The sequence below is a fragment of the Micromonospora sp. RB23 genome (assembly GCF_053585025.1).
In genome coordinates this window covers 4856162-4875532 of record NZ_CM132111.1, presented here as the reverse complement: position 1 = coordinate 4875532, position 19371 = coordinate 4856162, and the positions used below count along the sequence as shown (strand labels likewise).

Annotated in this window: 15 protein-coding genes; 12 read left to right on the top strand and 3 right to left on the bottom strand. The window is 70.4% G+C overall.

Annotation, left to right across the window (positions count from 1 at the left end):
* Positions 1 to 7: 7 nt before the first annotated feature.
* Positions 8 to 1309 carry a serine hydrolase domain-containing protein gene (locus ACTFTM_RS22090; RefSeq protein WP_449562392.1) on the bottom strand — a complete coding sequence of 434 codons (1302 nt, stop codon included), beginning with the start codon at positions 1307 to 1309 and terminating at the stop codon, positions 8 to 10.
* 110 nt (positions 1310 to 1419) lie between these two features.
* Between ACTFTM_RS22090 and ACTFTM_RS22085 the strand changes: the two genes are divergently transcribed.
* From ACTFTM_RS22085 to ACTFTM_RS22045, 9 genes are all read left to right on the top strand, one after another.
* Complete coding sequence (locus tag ACTFTM_RS22085; protein ID WP_449562391.1) at positions 1420 to 1893, top strand: NfeD family protein; 474 nt, start codon at positions 1420 to 1422, stop codon at positions 1891 to 1893.
* Between the two features lie 5 nt (positions 1894 to 1898).
* Complete coding sequence (locus ACTFTM_RS22080) at positions 1899 to 3005, top strand: SPFH domain-containing protein (RefSeq protein ID WP_449562390.1); 1107 nt, start codon at positions 1899 to 1901, stop codon at positions 3003 to 3005.
* A 200-nt stretch (positions 3006 to 3205) separates the two neighbouring features.
* Positions 3206 to 4003, top strand: coding sequence for a hypothetical protein (locus ACTFTM_RS22075; RefSeq protein ID WP_449562389.1), 798 nt, complete (start codon positions 3206 to 3208; stop codon positions 4001 to 4003).
* 491 nt (positions 4004 to 4494) lie between these two features.
* On the top strand, positions 4495 to 5490 hold the full coding sequence (locus ACTFTM_RS22070; protein WP_449562388.1) for a hypothetical protein: 996 nt from the start codon (positions 4495 to 4497) through the stop codon (positions 5488 to 5490).
* Positions 5491 to 5713: 223 nt separating this feature from the next.
* Positions 5714 to 6715 carry an L-histidine N(alpha)-methyltransferase gene (locus ACTFTM_RS22065; RefSeq protein WP_449562387.1) on the top strand — a complete coding sequence of 334 codons (1002 nt, stop codon included), beginning with the start codon at positions 5714 to 5716 and terminating at the stop codon, positions 6713 to 6715.
* Positions 6716 to 6728: 13 nt separating this feature from the next.
* Complete coding sequence (locus tag ACTFTM_RS22060) at positions 6729 to 8231, top strand: class I SAM-dependent methyltransferase (protein ID WP_449562386.1); 1503 nt, start codon at positions 6729 to 6731, stop codon at positions 8229 to 8231.
* A 56-nt stretch (positions 8232 to 8287) separates the two neighbouring features.
* A complete protein-coding gene (locus ACTFTM_RS22055; RefSeq protein ID WP_449562385.1) occupies positions 8288 to 10987 on the top strand; it encodes a hypothetical protein in 2700 nt (899 codons plus the stop codon).
* A gap of 26 nt (positions 10988 to 11013) precedes the next feature.
* A complete protein-coding gene (locus ACTFTM_RS22050; RefSeq protein WP_449562384.1) occupies positions 11014 to 11403 on the top strand; it encodes a hypothetical protein in 390 nt (129 codons plus the stop codon).
* A 92-nt stretch (positions 11404 to 11495) separates the two neighbouring features.
* On the top strand, positions 11496 to 13697 hold the full coding sequence (locus ACTFTM_RS22045; RefSeq protein ID WP_449562383.1) for a transglycosylase domain-containing protein: 2202 nt from the start codon (positions 11496 to 11498) through the stop codon (positions 13695 to 13697).
* Between the two features lie 142 nt (positions 13698 to 13839).
* On the opposite strand, the gene ACTFTM_RS22040 is transcribed toward ACTFTM_RS22045, so the two are convergent.
* Complete coding sequence (locus tag ACTFTM_RS22040; protein ID WP_449562382.1) at positions 13840 to 14202, bottom strand: DUF1330 domain-containing protein; 363 nt, start codon at positions 14200 to 14202, stop codon at positions 13840 to 13842.
* A 179-nt stretch (positions 14203 to 14381) separates the two neighbouring features.
* Here ACTFTM_RS22040 and ACTFTM_RS22035 point away from each other — a divergent pair, with 179 nt between their 5' ends.
* Entirely contained in the window at positions 14382 to 14942 is a 561-nt protein-coding gene (locus ACTFTM_RS22035; protein ID WP_449562381.1) for a TetR/AcrR family transcriptional regulator, read from the top strand.
* Between the two features lie 117 nt (positions 14943 to 15059).
* On the opposite strand, the gene ACTFTM_RS22030 is transcribed toward ACTFTM_RS22035, so the two are convergent.
* Entirely contained in the window at positions 15060 to 16907 is a 1848-nt protein-coding gene (locus tag ACTFTM_RS22030) for a thiamine pyrophosphate-requiring protein (RefSeq protein WP_449562380.1), read from the bottom strand.
* A gap of 119 nt (positions 16908 to 17026) precedes the next feature.
* On the opposite strand from ACTFTM_RS22030, the gene ACTFTM_RS22025 reads away from it, so the two are divergent.
* Together ACTFTM_RS22025 and argG are read left to right on the top strand one after the other, a co-directional pair.
* Positions 17027 to 17839 (top strand): TrmH family RNA methyltransferase, encoded by an 813-nt coding sequence (locus ACTFTM_RS22025; RefSeq protein ID WP_449562379.1) that lies wholly within the window; start codon positions 17027 to 17029, stop codon positions 17837 to 17839.
* A 28-nt stretch (positions 17840 to 17867) separates the two neighbouring features.
* On the top strand, positions 17868 to 19319 hold the full coding sequence (argG, locus tag ACTFTM_RS22020) for an argininosuccinate synthase (RefSeq protein WP_449562378.1): 1452 nt from the start codon (positions 17868 to 17870) through the stop codon (positions 19317 to 19319).
* Positions 19320 to 19371 lie beyond the last annotated feature (52 nt).

Here is a 19371-nt window from a genome sequence, read left to right as displayed (position 1 = left end):
CCGCGGGTCAGGGGGCCTCGTCCGGGCTGCGCGTGAAGACGAACGTGGCGATGTCGATCGCCGTCGCCCGTCCGTCGTCGTCGCGCAACACCGACAGGATCTCGCCGTTCTCCGGGCCGGAGCGTCCCCGCCAGCGGTCCGTCCCCTCGGCGGCGAACCGGCTCACCCGCTCGCCGCGTACGTGGGCCACCAGGTCACCCGCGTCCCAGCTCAGGTCCAGCGAGGTGCCCATCCACCACCAGCGGCCGGTCAGCTCGCCGACCTCGGCCGCGGGCGCGGCGGTGGCCGGCCGCCACGACTGCGGCGCCGGGGGTTCGGCGTCCAGCACGTTGGTCAGCAGCCGACGGCCGAGCGTGGTGATCGGGAAGCCGTACGAGTTGGCGAAGCCGACCACGGCGGTACGGCTGGGCCGGTGCACCACGAGGGCGGCCACGTACCCGGGCATCGATCCGCCGTGCCCGACGTACACGCGTTCGCCGTCGCGGTAGAGCTCCAGCCCCAGGCCGTGCCCGCCGGTCCACGAGTCGAGGTCGCTGATCACCACGGGCGCGCACATCTCGGTCAGCGTCTCGGCGGCCAGCACCGACGGGTCGGGGTCGGCCAGGAACGCGGCCCAGCGGCCCAGGTCCTCGATCGTCGACCAGAGCTGCCCGGCCGGGGCCATCGCGCCGGTGTCGGTGCGCGGCTCCTCGCGCAAGGTGCCGTGCCAGGGGTGGACGACGTAGCCGCGGGCGTACGGCTCGGTGGCCGCGTAGGTGGTGCGGCGCAGGCCCAGCGGAGCGAGGATCCGCTGGTCGAGCAGGTCCGCCCAGGGCGTCCCGGTGAGTCGTTCGAGCAGCCCGCCGAGCAGCCCGTACGCCAGGTTGGAGTAGTGGTACGTGGTGTGCGGCGGGTGAGCGATCTTGTCGGCGGTGACCCCGGCGAGCAGGGTCGGCAGGTCGACGCCCTCGGCCCGCTCCCACCAGTCGCCCTCGGGTTCGCGTTGCAGGCCGCTGGCGTGCCCGAGGAGGTGGCGCAGGGTGAGCGCGCCGAGGCCGGTGCCCGGCAGGTGCTGCTCCAGCCGGTCGTCGAGAGCCAGTCGGCCGGCGTCGCGTAGCTGCATGATCAGGGTGGCGGTCATCGTCTTGCTGATCGAGCCCACCCGGTACTGCAGGTCGACGTCCGGGCGCGGGTGTTCGCCGGCGAGGGCCAGGTGCGCCAGCGCGCCGTCGCGGACCACGCCCAGCACCAGCGACGGAACGTGACCGTCGGCCTGTGCCTGGGCGACCTGGTTGTCGATCTGTCGGGCGGTCTCGGGCAGCAGGGGCAACGGATCTCCTCGGGTCGGTCCCCTGGGAGCGGGGGTCGGGAAGGGGCCTCGCCGAGCCTACTGATCATCGTGGGGAAGCCGCGCGAGCATTTGCATGTCACGATCGTGGGGTGGACGCCGTGGTGTGGATCGTGCTGGGTGTGGTGTTGGCGGTCGCCGAGATCTTTACGACGACCCTGTTTCTGATCATGTTCGGGGTCGGCGCGTTCGCCGCTGCGGGCGCTGCGGCCCTGGGTGCGCCGGTCGCCGTGCAGGCGCTGGTCTTCGCGGTGGTGTCCGCGCTGAGTCTGGTGGTGGTCCGGCCGGTGATCAAGCGGCACGGCCGGTCCGCGCTGGAGAGCGGCGACCAGCCGTTCGGCGTGGAGGCGATCGAGGGCTCCTCGGCGCTGGTTTTGGAGCGGGTGGACGCCGACCACGGCCTCGTCAAGATCGACGGGGAGTTGTGGAGTGCCCGGCCGTACGACACGACGCAGATTTTCGAGCCCGGACAACGGGTTCGGGTGATAAAGGTCCGGGGCGCGACCGCCCTGGTGTGGCAGGACGATGTTTCTTCCGCCGGCGAGCTGCCGGAAGCGAGAGGGTGAACGGGATGACGATAGTCGGGGTGCTGGTGATCGCGGTGGCGCTGATCGCCGTGATAACGCTGGCCAAGGCGGTGCGGATCGTGCCGCAGCAGCGCCATGACGTGGTGGAACGGCTCGGTAAGTACAAGCGCACCCTGAGCCCCGGTCTCAACCTGCTGGTGCCGTTCATCGACGCGGTCCGTACCAAGGTCGACATGCGCGAGCAGGTGGTCAGCTTCCCGCCGCAGCCGGTGATCACCTCGGACAACCTGGTGGTCTCGATCGACACGGTCCTCTACTTCAAGGTGGTCGACCCGGTCCGGGCGACGTACGAGATCTCCAGCTTCCTTCAGGCCATCGAGCAGTTGACGGTGACGACGCTGCGTAACGTGATCGGCTCGCTCGACCTGGAGCGGGCGCTGACCAGCCGGGACGAGATCAACCGGCACCTGTCCGGGGTGCTGGACGAGACGACCGGCCGCTGGGGCATCAAGGTCACCCGGGTCGAGATCAAGGCGATCGAGCCGCCGGCCAGCATCCGCGACTCGATGGAGAAGCAGATGCGCGCCGAGCGGGACCGCCGCGCCGCGATCCTGACGGCCGAGGGGCACAAGCAGTCGCAGATCCTCACCGCCGAGGGTGAGAAGCAGTCCGCGGTGCTGCGGGCCGACGGTGACCGGCAGGCCCGCATCCTGCAGGCCGAGGGTCAGGCGAAGGCGATCCGGACGGTGTTCGACGCGATCCACCAGGCGAACCCGAGCCAGAAGGTCCTCGCCTACCAGTACCTGCAGGCTCTGCCGCAGATCGCCCAGGGCAGCGCCAACAAGGTCTGGATCGTCCCGGCCGAGCTGACCAAGGCCCTGGAGGGCATGGGCGGCGCGCTCGGTGGGCTGAGCCAGATGGTGGGGGATGTGCCCGCGCCGGAGGCCGCGGACCACGCGAGCCAGGTCGAGCGCGAGGCCGCGGAGGCGGCGCGGGCCGCGGCCGACGCCGCCCAGCAGATCCACGACGAGGTACGCGTCGCCGAGGCGCAGGCCACCGGCGGCAACAAGCCGCAGGGGTTGCCCGCGCCGGAGCCGGTCACCCCGGACAGCCTGGTCAACGACCCGACGGACCAGCGCGAGCGCGGCTGACCCGTACCGCGCTGCCGGCCCGCGCGGCGCTGCGTCGACGCGCGGTCGACGTCGGGCGTCAGCCGCCTGGCCGGCTAAATGCGAGAAAGACTCATGGGGCGCTCCGACGCCTGCCACGATCGGTCCTAGGACGGGTGGTGACCAGGCAATCGGGGCGCCCCGGCGCGTCTCGCACCGCTCGCGGACGAGCGAGGTGACGCATGAAGGATCCGGCGAATCGGATGTGGTCCTCGGCCCCGGTGCCCGGCGCACACGACCCGGTCGCGCCCCTGGGCTCCCGGCGCAGCGGCGGCGGCTTCGGCGTACTGCCGTTCGTCGGCGAGCCCACCCCGCTCGCGCCGGCCACGAACGCCAGTTGGGCCTGGTCGGTACGCCGGTTCGCGCGGGCCGCGGTGTGGCTGCTGCCCGCGTACGCCATCCTCTACGGCGCCGTGGCGATGGCCAGTGACGGCGGGGTGGGCAACGACCCGTACCCGGCGGACGGCCAGGCGGTGTACCTGATCGGCTGGGTGGCGGCGGTCTGGCTCGGCCTGCTCGCGCTGCTGGCCCTCACCGGCCTGCTGGCCGCGACCCGCAGCCGCCGGGTGGCCGCCGCCGGGCTGCTGGTCAGCATCGCCGGCACGGTGCTGATGCTGCCGTTCGCCGGATTCGAGGAGCAGACGCCGGTCTTCGGCACCACCGCGCGGTCGCTGGTCCTGCTCGGCGCGACGTTCTACAGCCTGGGGTGGTTCCTCACCGGATGGGCGGTGGCCCGCTCGGGGACCTTCAGCCTCGGCGACGGGGTCATGCTGATCATCGCGGCGCCGTTGCTGGGCCTCGGCGGCGCCCTGATCGGGTCGCTCCAGACGTTCGGCGCGATCTTCGTCCTGATCGCCGGCATCGGCATCGGCTACCGCAGCGGCCGCCTGATGCCCCGCGAAACGGCGCACGACGCGGCCAACGCCAGCCTGTCGACGCCGCCACCCGCCGCTCCGGAGGGTCCCATTTCCGCAGCCTGATTCGCTCACGGAAATCCGTGCCGGGCCTCGGTGGAGATTCGCCGTCATCGCGAAGGGGATTGGCGACGATCGGTGGAATGGCGATCGGGGACCTGTCGGATCTCTGACGGTGGTGGCCGCACGCCTATTGCGACGAGCCGCACGGTGACGAGGTGCGGCGACGGTTCGCGCGATGGCGTACCGGTCGGCCCCTCGGAGCGGTCGCCGGTGCGTTGTCGCGGACGGCGATGCAGGTCGCGGGCCAGAGCGGAGCGCCGCGGCGGCCGACAGCCCTCTCGGCCGGCCACCCGTCGACACCGCCACGCCGGGCATCCACCGGCGGCCCAGCCGCGTGGTTGAGGAAGCACACAGCCCATGTCGGCCCGTCCCAATGGCGCGGAACGAATCCGTTTGGTCATTGTCGGGCGACGCAACGTGGAAGCGACCCACCGGTGGACGTGCCACCATTGGTGCTCCATTCCCGGTCATGCCGACATTCATGGAGCAATATCGTGGCTGTCCTTCCCCGATTGACCGTGCTGCTCTGCGATAGCGACAACGCCGCCGCCGGACGGCTCTACCAGGAACTCGCCTCCAGTCCGTTGGTCGAGCGGGTGGTGGCGGTCGAAAGTCTCGCCGACGCCCTCCGCGAGTCGGACGAGGGGCAGTTCGACGTCGTCATCGTCGACCCACTCAGCACCGATCTGGCCCAGGCAGGGCGGTTCCTCCTCACCAGGACAGACGGAGGAACCGCCGCGGTGCTCTATGTCGACCTGGCCCGGGTGGAGCAGCAGGCGGTGACCTTCTACCACGGAGACCGCAACCGGCTTCGAGAAGTCTTCACCCTGGACAAGCGCACACCGCCCGCCATGTTGTCGGCGGAGGTCGACCTGGTCCTGACCAACTGCCAGGCGTTCCGGTTGCTCGCCACGGGCAGGTCGCGCGCGGATCGGCTCATCGGCGAGGTGCGGGACCGGGCGACCAGCAGTGGCGACGACGAATTGGAGCGGCTGGTCGAGGACGTGGACCAGGTGCGGATTCTGGAGCATGTCCGCCCCGACCCTGGCCTGGTGCGGCCGAAGATTGCCCGTAACAGCGTCTTCCTGTCGTACCGGTTCAAGGAAGAGGACGGGTACGTCCGGGGTCTCAGCGGATTGTTGGAGGACAACGGCTTCACCGTGATCACCGGTCGGGCGGCGGACGGATACGTGGGAATGGCGGTGCTCAACCGTATTCGGGAGTGCGAGTTCTTCGTATCTCTGATGACCCGGGCCCGGCAGTTCGCCGACCCGGGGGAGAAGTTCGCGACGAGCGCCTGGCTGGTCGAGGAGAAAGGTGCCGCCCTCGCCTTCAACAAGTACATGGTGCTGCTGGTGGAGGAGGGGGTGGACGACATCGGTGGACTGCACGGTGACTGGCAACGACACCAGTTCACCGCTCCCACGTTCACCACCGCGGCCCGGGCGGCCGTGCAACAGTTGCGCAATCGTAGTGGCCGGACAGACTGACTCGCCCCGAGACGGCATTCGCTCTGCGGGCCTCAGGGTGAGCCGTTCGGTCAGAATGACGCGGCCGATGGCCGATAGCGGCGGGCTTTTGGGTCTGCTAGCCCTGCCGAATAAGGTGTCGCGATCGCAGATCGTGAAACAACCTGTGGGCAAGAGAACCATTGTCCAGCGTCATTGCCCTACTATCAGGTCGACGGCAGCTCTGGCTTCGTCGGAGGGCATTGTGGCGGAGACGATCGGCGCGGGAGGCACGGGTGCCATCGACCTGCCGGTGCCACCAGGTCCCACCGGTGAAGCGGCTCGGTGCGAGTCCCCACACTTCGAGTGCGAACGACACCGCCGGGCCGCGCTGGCTGCCATCCGCGCCGGCCGGCTGCCACTCAAGTTCGCGTACGCCGGAAGTGCGGCCCACACGCACGACGCGTACGCCGGCACGGACGACTACCTGAGCATGCTCGCCTCCGCCCGGCACGAGGCCGAAGCCCTCCTGGCCGCACGGGCGTTGACCGCCGGCGCGTTGGCGGTGGCGGAGATCGGCCCCGGCAACGGCAGACGCAGCAGCGCCTTCCTCGGCCGCTTGACCAGCCTGGGTCATCCCTGCCGGCGCTACCTCGCGTTGGACTTCAGCGCCACGCTGCTCGCCATCGCCTGTCACCGGCTGGCCCACTTCGCCAACGGGCAGATGAGCGTTGACTCTCACGTGTGGGACATCGAGTCTGGCGCGTCCGAGAGCGTGGAACGGTGGCGGCCCGGCCCTGAGCCGGTGGTGGTCTGCCTGCTCGGGCACACCCTCGGCAACCTGGAATGCCCGTCCGACGCCCTGATGAACATCCGTGCCTCACTGCGCCCGCACGACGTGCTCGTCCTGAGCGTGGTGGTGGGCCACCCGGACGAGCCGGAAGCGACGGTGTTGTCGCCGTACCGGTGCGCGGAGTTCCGTGACGCGGCCCTGGAACCACTGCGCGCCGCCGGCCTGCCCGAGGTCGACCTGGACTTCGTGCTGCGCTGGCGGGACGGGGTGGTGACCGGCGAAGCGGTCCTCCGACGCCCCGGTGTCCTGGACGGCACGCAGGTGCCGGCAGGTCACCGCATCCGCTGCTTCCAGTCTCGCAGGTTCAACTATCCCGACGTCATCGCCGCCGTCAGGGACACAGGGTGGCTCATCCAGGACGCCGCGTTGGCGCCCGGCAGCCACCATTTGGTGATCACGGCTTCGCGAGGGTGAGGGAGTGGCGGACATGACCGAACGAAAGGGGGCACCTGGGAAGGTCTCGCCCGCCGACCTGATCGACCGGGCGCGTCGGGCCAGCCTCTTCTACCGGGCGTCCTACGAGGGCACCGATCCCAACTGCGTGCGGCTGCCCGGTGCGGCGATGGACGAGCTGGTGCAGGGGCTCGTCGCGGGCGTACACGACGAACTGTGTCAGATCGTCCCGTACACCGCGGTGAGTCGGCCCGCCGATCCATTCTCCCGGGCGGTGTTCCGCCAGTTGGCGCAACGCGTGACCGTGCGTCGGATGTACCTGGTGCCGGGGGAGGACGTGGGCACCGGGGAGATCGACAAGCAGTTGGCGGAAGACCGTCGGCACGATCTGGACGCGGTCATCGTCCCCGTCTTCATCGCCGGCGAGAGACCCATCGTGCCGATGACGGACATGTGGCTGATCGACGGCCAGGTCGTGGTCCGGCAGGAGGTGGGCGGGGACGGCCTCGCGTCCTGGGTGGTCAGTGGCCACTCCGAGGAGGTGAATCGGGCCCGGCTGCTCTGGGACCGTCTGATGACGAAGTCCTGCCTCCCGGACCGTGGCCGGCCGCGTCGGCCCGGCCCGGAGTTGACCCGCTGGCTGCTCCAGTCGGCGAACATGTTGTACGCGATGGCCCCGATGTCCTGCGGACCGTCCCACCTGGACAAGAACGGGTGCTCCTGGTACCACCAGTCCTGGCAGTACCTCCGCCTGTTCGACATGGTCAGCAGCCCTCAGTGGCACGCCGAGTTCTACGCGCACCAGCTGGCCCAGGCGATCAGCGGGGGCGCGCGACGGGTGCTGATCAGCGGCACGGCCGACTACACCATCCTCGCCTTCCTCCTGGAGGCGGTGCGCTCGGCCATGGGCCAAATTCCTGCCGACCTGGACGTGCACGTGCTCGACAAGTGCCGGACGCCGCTCCTCGCCTGTGACTGGTACGCCAAGCAGGTCGGCTCCCGCGTCCAGGTACACCAGGCCGACGTGACCCGCCCCGAGGAGGTCGCCCGGCTCGTCGAGGACGGTCGCTTCGACCTGGTGCTGGCCGATGCGTTCCTCACCCGCTTCAACCGCGCCTCGGCGGATGTCGTGATCGGTAGCTGGTCCACCCTGCTGAATCCGGGCGGCTCGGTGATCACCACCGTTCGACTGCATCCCGGCAACGAGTGGCCCAAGGACGACGAGGAGCAGGACGACCGCCACCGGGTGTTGGATCTCGTCGACGACTTCGAGCTGAGGTTCCGCGAGCGGGCCGCCGGTTGGCGCGGACTGCTCTCGGTGGAGCTCGACGAGCTCGCCGACGCCGCGCGCCGCTACGCGACCCGGATGGCCAGCCACGACCTCGGGGATGCCGACGAGGTCCGGGCGGCGTTCAACCGGGCCGGTTTCCGAGTGTCCGATTCGGACGTCAAGGCCGTCGACGGTGAGCTGGTGCGGACCAAGTACCTCCGTCTGCGTGTGGACCTGCCCTGCGACAGCGGAAGGACTGACGGTTAGCATTTACCTGTCGTGGTGACGCGTTTGACCCACGGTGATCGCCGAAGGGGGGGTCGGTGCCCGACTATTCGCCCTGGTTGGCCGCGAGCGCCCTCAGCCCGACGGCGAGCGCATGGGATCTGCTCACCGCGGCCCAGAACGACCTCATCGCCCAGACCCGCATGCTCGACGAACGGCCCGCCGCGCTGCGGGTCGTGAGCGTCACGCCGGAGTTCCGCGACGACATGGGGCACGAACTGCTCATCCGGGTCGACACGATGGGGCAGCCCACCGAGGCGAGACTTTCCGAAAAGGTCGTCCGGGCCACGGTCAACGGCAACGAGGCCCACGGTGTCACACCGTTGGCGCTGCTCTCGTACGCGCTGCAGAAGGATCCGTTCGGTCCCGGCTGGCGCCCCCGGCGGGTCGGGCACGCCACCCTGCCTCCCGAGAAGGTGATGGGTTACTACGCTCGGCTGCACCGCTCGACGGCCAGCGCCACCCAGGTCGAACAGCATCTCGAGGCCGGCCGGGACGTGGTCGTCATCGGGGAGCACGGCTGCGGTAAGTCCGCGCTGGTGGCCAATGCCGCGGAGAAGCGGCTCGACAAGGGCGACGCGGTCGTGTGGCTCAACCTCACCGACCCGGCCGACGGTCCGGAGTCGATCGTGCTGGCCCTGCTGGAGCAGGAGGGCAGCCGCAGCGGCCGATACCTGGTCGTGGTGGAGAACCTGCACGCCAACCTGCCGCTGCTGAACGAGCTGTTCGCCTGCGTGACCCGGCTGCGGTCGGACTTCAAGCTCGACCTGCAGGTGCTGGCGTCGAGTTGGAAGTCGGCAGCCGACATCCTCGCTCGCGGTGAACCCACTCGTGACCTGCGCCAGGTTCTCGCCGAGGGGCGGTGGTTGGTCCAGCAGTTGCTCATCGACAGCGGCGTCGACGAGGCGAGCTGGCCGACGATCAAACGGCTGGCACAGAACGACGCACACATCGCGTTGACCGCCATCGAGTTGTACGAAGAGCGTGGCACCGTGCCGACGGAGGCGGACCTGGAGGAGTTCTACACCAGGCAGGTGACGAGCGATGACCAGCGCGAGGTGCTCTACCGCCTGGCCTGCCTGGGGTTTTTCGAGCTTCAGATGGCCACCCGGGAGGCCGGCTCGTTGGAGGCGACGTTGCGACAGTTGCGCGACGACGGTCTCGTCTACCAGATCGACGGCGCGTACCTGATCGGCTCCCGCCGCCGGGCACAGCTCGTGATGAACCACGCCCGCCGGCACTGGGACGCGGACGACCGGTGGAAGCGCCCTGAGCGGAACGTGTGGCTGCACCTGCAGCGTGGCGGGGAGCGCCTGATGCAGGCGACGCTCGGGCGGCTCGACCAACTGGTCTCGCCGGACCTGGCGCGTACCGACACCCTGCACCTGCTGAGCACCTGGGAAACCTTGATCCGACTTGGTCGGTCGATGCGCAAGCGAAGTGTCGAGGACCCGTCCTGGGGGGACAATCTCGGAGCCGCCGTCTTCGCGGCGAGCGCGCTCAGCCAGCTCAACCATGTCGACTCCTGGTACGAGATCGCCAAGGGGGTTCGGAGCCGCTGGAGCTACGACGCGCCAGGCAGCCTGCTGCCTGAGCCGGTGGGTGGGGTGACCGCCGACCACGAGGACTTCGTCGAGATCCAACAGTCGATGGCGCAGGAGGACGCGATCCTCGGGCCGGCGCCGCACCTCGCCGGCATGACCGCCGACGAGCTGGACACCGACCGGATGTACCGCAACTGGGTCCTCGGTCTCCTGCTCGGCTTCGAGGGCGCCGCGCCGGTCGTCCACCAGGACCAGAAACGGATCGACCAGCTCGTCGAGGTGGCCCGTCAGGCCCAGGAGGAGGACGGCAACTTCTATCCGGCGCGGGTGCCGTGGGTGACCGCGCGGGTGGTCCTCGGCCTGTGCCAGGCGAACCTGCGCTTCGACCACCCGGTGGTGAAGCGCGCCTGCAACTGGCTTCTGCGGCCGGTGTCCGAGGGCGGGCCGTTCGACAACTGGTGGCGCAGCGGCACCGGTTCGTGGAACCGCGAGGAGGCCACCACCGCCATGTGCCTCAGCGCCCTGGTACGCGCCGACGTGGAGATGTGGCCCGACATGAAGACCGCGCACGCCTGGTTGATGGGACGCGAAGGGGAGTGGGCCACCCCGGGGCGGGAGATCGACATGTCGCAGGTGCTGGACGCCACGCTGCTCTGCACCGGCGCCGTCAACGGCGCCCGGGAGCATCTGATGACGCTGTTCCAGCGGATCGCCACCGAGCGGAGAAGTCCGACGTTGCTGGCCACCGCGCCGGAGGAGCGGTTGCGCATTCCCTTCGTGGCGGCGCAACTCGCCGACATCGTCTGGCGGATCGTGCGGTTGGAGAGCCTGAAACTGTTAGGCGACGTCATCAACCAGGGGCGGACGGACCCGTCCGAGCCCGCGGAGGTGGCCGTCGTGGCCGAGATCGTCTCGTCGTCCTCCGCCGGGGTGACCCTGACCGCGCGCCAACTCCGCGAGTGGCAGAAGGGGTGCGAGCAGATCGAGGGGACCATCCGCGACCGCATCGCCAAGCGGGACGGGCCGATGCGTACCCCGGCGGTCGACAGGGTGATCAATGAGCACCTGGCCTACCGGGCGCGGCTCGGGAAGCTGACGGCCCAGCTCGACGAGCGGGCCGATCGGGAGTTGCTGGAACAGATCGACGCCCTCGGCCGCGAGGTCTGCGGCGTCGCCTGGCCGGACATGCCCTGACCCGACACGAGATCGGACGTACGCTCGTGAGCATCGCGGTACCAGCGCCATCGACACTGAACTTTCTGGCCGGGCTCTTCGCCGGTGCCGGGATCAACATGCTGACCTCCGTCTCCACCGGTCCGGCCGACGCGGACGTGTCGACCGGCAAGGTCGCGGTGGACTCGGCGCTCTGGGTGGTCGCCGCCGCTTTCCTGACGTGGGCGGCACACCTGTTCCAGGCGGCGGAACGGGACGCCGACCTCTACATCGATCGCGACTTCAGCGAACCCGAGAAGCAGGAGATCCGCCAGGAGTACCTTCGTCGCGCGTTGCGGCGGGCACGGCTGCCGCTGTTGATGACGGGTCTGGCGCTGGTGTGCGCCGTGCTCCTGTTGCCCGGTTTCATCCGCTGGAGCAGCGTGCTGGGCGGTTGACCAGGCGATTCGCGCCACGTTTCCGGTGAATTGCCTGACAATCGTGGCCCAGGCTTGGTCGATTGCCACAAACCGTGGCAATCCTGGGTTGCATGGCCGCCTCCCGCTCGCCGCTGTCGCGGCTGTTCACCGTGCTGCTCGCCGGCGTGCTGGCCGGGCTCGTCCTGGCCGTGGCCGCGCTGCCGGGCAACCTGCTGGTCGGGTTCGCCGCACGCGCCGCGATCGGGTCGTACGCCGCGTTGCCGGCCTCGTTGAAGACCCCGGCCACGCCGCAGCGTTCGTACCTCTACGCCAACGACGGCAAGACGCTGATCACCACGTTCTACGACGTGAACCGGACCGACGTCGCGTTGGCGGACATCGCCCCGGTGATGCGGCAGGCGATCGTGGCGGCCGAGGACCGGCGGTTCTACGACCACGGCGGCGCGGACCTGCGCGGCCTGGCCCGGGCGCTGGTCGCCAACGTCAGGGGCGGAGGCACCGAGCAGGGCGGCTCCACCCTGACCATGCAGTACGTGCGTAACGTCCTCAAGACCGACCCGACCCGTACCCCCGAGGAGCGCGCCGCCGCGACCGACCCCACCGTCGGTCGGAAGATCCAGGAGATCCGGTACGCGGGCGCGCTGGACAAGAGCCTCGGCAAGGACGAGATCCTCGGCCGGTACCTGAACATCGCCTACTTCGGCTCCGGCGCGTACGGGATCGCGGCGGCCAGCCAGCGTTACTTCGGGAAGGCGCCGGCGCAGTTGACCCTTGCCGAGTCGGCGCTGCTCGCCGGCCTGGTGCAGTCCCCGGACGCGTACAGCCCGATCAGCGGCGACAAGGACCAGGCTCTGGCCCGCCGGTCGTACGTGCTGGACTCGATGGTCGCCACCGGGGCGATCACCGCCGCGCAGGCCGCCCAGGCCAAGGCGGAGCCGTTGGCCCTGCACCCCACCGCCCAGCCCAACGGCTGCACCGCTGTCGCCCAGGGGCACGACGACTGGGGCTACTTCTGCGACTACCTGCGCCGGTGGTGGCTGACCCAGCCGGCCTTCGGGGCCACCCCCGCCGAGCGCGAGCAGGCGTTGCGGTCGGGCGGGTACACCGTCGTCACGTCGCTCGACCCGAAGATCCAGGCCACCGCGCAGCAACAGGCCACCAAGGTCTACGGGTACGACAACAAGCGCGCCCTGCCGATCGCGGCCGTCCAGCCGGGCACGGGGCGGGTGCTCGCCATGGCGGTCAACCGGCACTACAGCCTCGCCGACAACCCGGCCGGGCAGGCCAACTACCCCAACACCGTCAACCCGCTGATCTCCGGTGGGGCCAGCGTCGACGGGTACCAGGCGGGCTCGACGTTCAAGCTGTTCACCATGCTCGCGGCGCTGGAGTCGGGCCGTACCCTCTCGACCGGGTTCGACGCCCCCGCCAAGCTGCCCACCCGGTACCCGGCCGAGGGGCCGGGCAGTTGTGACGGCCACTGGTGCCCGGCAAACGCCAACCCGGACTGGATGGACGGGTACCGGATGATGTGGGACGGCTTCGGCCGTTCGGTGAACACGTACTTCGTGTGGCTGGCCGAGCAGGTCGGCCAGGACAAGGTGGTCGAGATGGCGCAGCGGCTGGGCATCTCGTTCCGCGCCGACACCGACGCCGCGTTCGCGAAGAACAACGCCGCGAACTGGGGATCGTTCACCCTCGGCGTGGCCGCCACCACCCCCCTCGACCTGGCGAACGCGTACGCCACGGTGGCCGCCGAGGGCACCTACTGCACGCCGCTGCCGGTGGTCTCGGTGACCGATTCGACGGGCACGAAGGTGCCGGTCGGCGAGCCGTCCTGCAGACGGGTCCTCGACGCCGACGTGGCGCGCGCCGCGACCGACGCGGCCCGCTGCCCGGTGGGCCAGCAGTCGCCGTACGGGCAGTGCAACGGCGGGACCGCCACCGGGGTGAACGACATCCTCGACGGCCGGCCGGTGGCCGGTAAGACGGGCAGCTCGGAGGAGAACGCCACCGAGACGTTCGTCGGCTTCACCCCGCAGGTGGCCGTCGCGGGCATCGCCGCCAACCCCGACGACCCGGGCGACTCGGTGGGTTCGGCGGTGCAGAGCAGGGTGATCGACGCGGTCGCGCGGGTCATCGCCACCGCCGTGAAGGGCCAGCCGGAGAAGGCGTTCGCACCGCCCAGCAAGGAGTTGGCCGGTGAACCCCGCCGCCCGGTGGAGCGCCCGGCCGTCCCCGAACGCCAGCAGCCCACCCCGGAGCAGGACCCGCGCTCGGCCCTGCAACGCTGGCTCGACCGTCGGGGCTGACCCCCGGATCTCAGCGGCGGCCCGGCCCACCTCGGGCCGGGCCGCCGCGCTGTTTCCACGGGTCCGCGGCTGGGTCAAGACAATCCGGGGCCACCGCCAGGCTCGGCGGTGACCGCGGAGTGACCCACGCCCGGGCGCAGCCTCAGCTGTTGGCGGAGGCTGCCGAGATCGCGGCGCGCACCTGCTGGGCGAAACCGGCGACGGTGAAGTCCGGGGCCAGGCTGTCGACCAGGATGATGTCCGAGACCGCGTTGTTCGTCCGAAGCGGCAGGATCGCCTGGTACTCCGGCGAGTTGTACCACTTCTCGGCGTCGGCGCGGGTGGGGAACTCCATCAGGACGACGGAGCCGGGCCAGGCTCCCTCGACCACGTCCACGTCGCCCTGGGCGAGCCACTTGCCGCCGTAGGGGTGCACGGTGGCCTCGACCTGTTCCAGGTACGACAGCCCTGCCTCGTTCGGGATGCCGCCGGGGATGCGCAGGTGGTTGATCAGGTAGGTGCTCATGGGGATCTCCAACCCTCCGAGTTTTAGATGACGCAGATAATCTAACCGAGGTCTGCGGCGGCGGCAAGTTTTGGATTAGAGTCGTACTCTATAATTGGCGGGTCGACCGGAGAGCACGTGAGAGGGGGAGCGCGATGGGCAGGACGTCACGTGCGGAAGCGGCGCGACACCGCGAGGAAGTGGTGGCCGTCACCTCGAGACTGCTCCGTGAACGCGGCGCGGCGGGCATGAGCGTGCAGGACCTCATGGGTGCCGCCGGGCTGACCCACGGAGGGTTCTACAAGCACTTCAGCTCCAAGGAGGAGTTGTTGGGCATCGCCGCGACGACGGCCTTCGGCGAACTCCTGGCCCTGCTGGACCAGTTCTCCGACGACCTCCCCGACTCCTCGGAAGCACGGGCCGCGCTGCTGCGGCACTACCTGTCGCCCGAGCATCGCGACACACCCGGCACGGGATGTGCCAATACCGCGCTGGCCGCCGACGCCGCCCGGTCGCCCGCCGGCAGCCCGCTCCGCACGTCGTACGCGGTAGGTGTTCAGGAGACCATCAGGCGATTGACGGACATCGAGGACGCGCCCGGCCGGGACGGGGACGAAGCCCGCCGGCTGGCGCTCGTCGATCTCGCGACGATGGTCGGTGCGCTCACGCTGGCCCGAGCGGTGGGCCAGACACCCCTGTCGGACGAGATCCTCCAAACCGCACGGGAAGCCCTGTCCAGCCCTGATGGTGACGACGGCTAGCGCCCCCGGACCCCGCCCCACCATCCCCGCGATCTTGCACTTTCGGTTGCCGATTCACTGCTCCTGTGGCGCTTTGTCCCCACTGAAAGTGCAAGATCGCGGAGGAGCAGGTCAGGTTCAGCGCTCCCGGCGGCGGGGGCGGTAGCTGGCGATCGTCGCGGGTAGGCCGCGGCGGATGATGCCGGCCCAGTCGGTGTCGCCGCGCAGGACCGCCGCGGCGGTCTTGCGGGCCTGCTCGGCGGTGAAGTGCGGCGGCAGCATCAGCTCGGCCGGATCGACCAGGGCGTTGATGACCACCGGGCGGTCGGCGGCGAGCGCCCGGTCCCAGACGCCCGTCACCTGCTCCGGCGAGTCGACGAGTTCACCGTGCAGGCCGAGCACCTGCGCCCACTGGTGGTAGCCGATGTCCGGGAGCTGCTGGCTGTCCGGAAACATCGGCGTGCCCTCGCTGGAGCGCTGCTCCCAGCTCACGAACGCCAGATCCCGGTTGTTGAGCACCAGCACCACGAACCGCGGGTCGGCCCAGCCGCGCCAGTACTTCGCCACCGTGATCAGCTCGTTGACCCCGTTCATCTGCATCGCACCGTCACCGATCATCGCGATCAGCGGCCGGTCCGGGTGGGCGAACTTGGCGCTCAGCGCGTACGGCATCGCGCCGCCCATGGACAGCAGCGTGCCGGAGAGGCTGGCCAGCATCCCGGGCCGGACCTGCACGTGCCGGGCGTACCAGGCGGTCGCCGTGCCGCAGTCCACGGCGAGCATCGCGTCGTCGGGGAGCCGGTCGCTGAGCGTGCTGAACAGCAGTTGCGGGTTGACCGGGTCGGCGGTCTGCTCGGCCAGGTCGCGTTGGGCGCGTCGCCATGCCGAGGTGGCCTCGGCGATCTCCGCCCGCCAGGCGGTCGGTCCGGGGCCGGGGCCCAGCTCGTCCAGGAGCGCCCGCAGGGTGGGCCGGGCGTCGCCGGTCAGGTTCACCTCCGTCGGGTACCGGAGCCCGAGTTGCGTGCCGTCCAGGTCGATCTGCACCGCGCGGGCCTGCCCGGGTGGCGGATAGAACTCCGAGTACGGCATGTTGCTGCCCACGATCAGCAGCCGGTCGCAGCCGGTCATGAGCTGCCAACTCGGCCGCGTCCCGAGCAGCCCGATCGCACCGGTCACCCACGGCTCACGGTGGTCGACGGTGGCGAAGCCGAGCAGCGCGGTGGCCACCCCGGCGCCGAGCCGGTGGGCGATCTCGCGCACCTCGTCCTCGGCGCCGAGCGCGCCCTGCCCGACCAGCATGGCCACCCGCTCGCCGCCGCGCAGCACCTCGGCCGCGCGGCGCACGTCGGCCGTCGGAGGGACGGTCGGCGTGCTGCTCGGCACGTTGCTGGTGTGGTAGTAGCCGTGCGCGTGCGGGGGATCCACGACGGCCGGCTCGTCCTGGATGTCCGAGGGGAGCACCAGCGCGGTGACGGTACGCCGGGCCAGCGCCGTACGGCACGCCCGGTCGACCAAGTGGCGTACCTGCGCGGGGTGGTCGAGCTGGGCCAGGAACGCCGCCGCCACGTCCTTGTAAAGGGCCAGCAGGTCGACCTCCTGGTAGTAACCACCGCCCTCGGCGGTGACCGCCGTGTGCCCGAGCAGGGCGACCACGGGCTGGTGGTCGAGCTTGGCGTCGTACAGGCCGTTGAGCAGGTGGATGGCGCCGGGGCCGCTGGTCACCAGCGCACACCCCAGCGGCCCGCCGCCGTACTTGACGTGCGCCGACGCGGCGAACCCGGCGGTCTCCTCGTGCCGCACCTGGACGAACTGTGCGCGTTCGTTGGTGCGTTGCAGAGCGGAGGTGATGCCGTTGATGCCGTCGCCGGGATAGCCGAAGTAGCGGCGTACGCCCCAACTGAACAGGCGGGAGACGATGTGGTCCGCGACGGTCGGACGCCGGGGCAGGGTGCCCCCTTCGGCCGGTGCCGTGTGGTCTGCGCTCACCTGGCTGGTCCTTCCCGTCGAGTCCGGTACACGATCGGTCGTTCCCGTTCCCGGCAGCACAAAACACCCCCGCGGGGCGGACGTCGGAGCGGCGGCCGGCCGTCCGGCAGAATCGTCGGGTGCCCGTCCACCAGATCACCGACCCTGACGACGACCGGATCGCCGACTACCGCGCGCTCACCGACGTCGAGTTGCGCACTCGCTGGGAGCCACCGCACGGCCTGTTCATCGCCGAAGGCGAGCTGGTGCTGCGCCGGGCCCTACGCGCCGGATACCCGGCCCGGTCGTACCTGGTCGACGCCAAGCGCGTCGACCAGCTCGCCGACCTGGACACCGGCGACGCGCCCGTCTACGCCGCCACCCAGGACGTGCTGCAACAGGCCACCGGCTTCCACGTACACCGGGGGGTGCTGGCGTCGTTCCACCGCCGTTCGTTGCCGACGGCGGCCGAGGTGCTCGCCGGCGCGCGCCGGGTGGTGATCCTGGAGGACGTCAACAACCACACGAACCTGGGCGCGATCTTCCGGGGCGCGGCCGCGTTGGGCATCGACGCGGTGCTGCTGTCGCCGTCCTGCGCCGACCCGCTCTACCGGCGCAGCGTGCGGGTGAGCATGGGGGAGGTCTTCGCGCTGCCGTACGCCAAGCTCGACCGTTGGCCGGCCGGTCTGGACGAGGTGCGGGAGGCGGGGTTCACCGTGCTCGCCATGACGCCGGCGCCGGATGCCGTACCCATGCAGCTGTTGACTCCGGCGCAGCGCGAGCGGGCCGCGCTGCTGCTGGGCGCCGAGGGCCCCGGCCTGACGGCGGCGGCACAGGCGGCGAGCGACGTGCGGGTGGTCCTGCCGATGCGGCGGGGTGTGGACTCGTTGAACGTCGCCGCCGCGGCGGCCGTGGCGTTCTGGGAACTGGGACGCGCCGATACGCTTGCATGACCATGCGTCTTGTTGAATAATCTTTCCCGTGTCCAAGGTTCTCACCTCCCTGCCCATCGGCGAACGTGTCGGCATCGCCTTCTCCGGCGGCCTCGACACCTCTGTAGCTGTCGCGTGGATGCGCGACAAGGGCGCGATTCCCTGCGCGTACACCGCTGACATCGGCCAGTACGACGAGCCCGACATCGGCTCGGTCCCCGGCCGCGCGCTCAGCTACGGCGCCGAGGTCGCCCGACTCGTCGACTGCCGCGCCGCCCTCGTCGAGGAGGGCCTCGCCGCGCTGACCTGCGGCGCCTTCCACATCCGCTCGGGCGGGCGGGCGTACTTCAACACCACCCCGCTGGGTCGGGCGGTGACCGGCACCCTGCTGGTCCGCGCGATGATCGCCGACGACGTCCAGATCTGGGGCGACGGCTCGACCTTCAAGGGCAACGACATCGAGCGGTTCTACCGCTACGGCCTGCTGGCCAACCCGATGCTGCGCATCTACAAGCCGTGGCTCGACACCGACTTCGTCACCGAGCTGGGTGGGCGCAAGGAGATGTCGGAGTGGCTGCTCGAGCGCGGCCTGCCGTACCGGGACAGCACCGAGAAGGCGTACTCCACCGACGCCAACATCTGGGGCGCCACGCACGAGGCGAAGACCCTGGAGCACCTCGACACCGGCATCGAGACGGTCAGCCCGATCATGGGCGTGAAGTTCTGGGACGCGTCGGTGGAGATCCCCACCGAAGACGTCACGATCGGCTTCGACCAGGGCCGCCCGGTGACGATCAACGGCAAGGAGTTCGGCAGCGCCGTCGACCTGGTGCTGGAGGCCAACGCCATCGGCGGTCGGCACGGCCTGGGGATGTCCGACCAGATCGAGAACCGGATCATCGAGGCCAAGAGCCGGGGCATCTACGAGGCGCCCGGCATGGCGCTGCTGCACGCCGCCTACGAGCGGCTGGTCAACGCCATCCACAACGAGGACACCCTGGCCAACTACCACAGCGAGGGTCGCCGCCTCGGTCGCCTCATGTACGAGGGCCGTTGGCTGGACCCGCAGGCGCTGATGCTGCGCGAGTCGTTGCAGCGCTGGGTCGGTACGGCGGTCACCGGTGAGGTGACGCTGCGGCTGCGGCGGGGCGAGGACTACTCGATCCTCGACACCACCGGCCCGGCGTTCAGCTACCACCCGGACAAGCTGTCGATGGAGCGTACCGAGGACTCGGCGTTCGGTCCGTCCGACCGGATCGGTCAGCTCACCATGCGCAACCTCGACATCGCCGACTCGCGCGCCAAGCTGGAGCAGTACGCCTCCCTCGGCATGGTCGGCGGCGCGGGAAGCCAGCGGATGATCGGCGCGGCGCAGGCGGCCTCCACCGGGCTGATCGGCGCGATGCCCGAGGGCGGCGCGGAAGCCATCGCCTCCCGGGGCGTCGCCACCGCCGAGGACGAGGCGCTCGACCGCGCGGCCATGGAGTTCGGCGTCGACTGATCGGGTACCCGGCCGGTCGAGGTCCGGGGTCACGGACGGTAGCGTGACGGCC

Bases quoted from the DNA above. Each gene is read 5' to 3' on its own strand.
- ACTFTM_RS22080 (WP_449562390.1), top strand. From the start codon at position 1,899: ATGACGATAGTCGGGGTGCTGGTGATCGCGGTGGCGCTGATCGCCGTG.
- ACTFTM_RS22040 (WP_449562382.1), bottom strand. From the start codon at position 14,202: ATGAGCACCTACCTGATCAACCACCTGCGCATCCCCGGCGGCATCCCG.
- ACTFTM_RS22060 (WP_449562386.1), top strand. From the start codon at position 6,729: ATGACCGAACGAAAGGGGGCACCTGGGAAGGTCTCGCCCGCCGACCTG.
- ACTFTM_RS22045 (WP_449562383.1), top strand. From the start codon at position 11,496: ATGGCCGCCTCCCGCTCGCCGCTGTCGCGGCTGTTCACCGTGCTGCTC.
- ACTFTM_RS22075 (WP_449562389.1), top strand. From the start codon at position 3,206: ATGAAGGATCCGGCGAATCGGATGTGGTCCTCGGCCCCGGTGCCCGGC.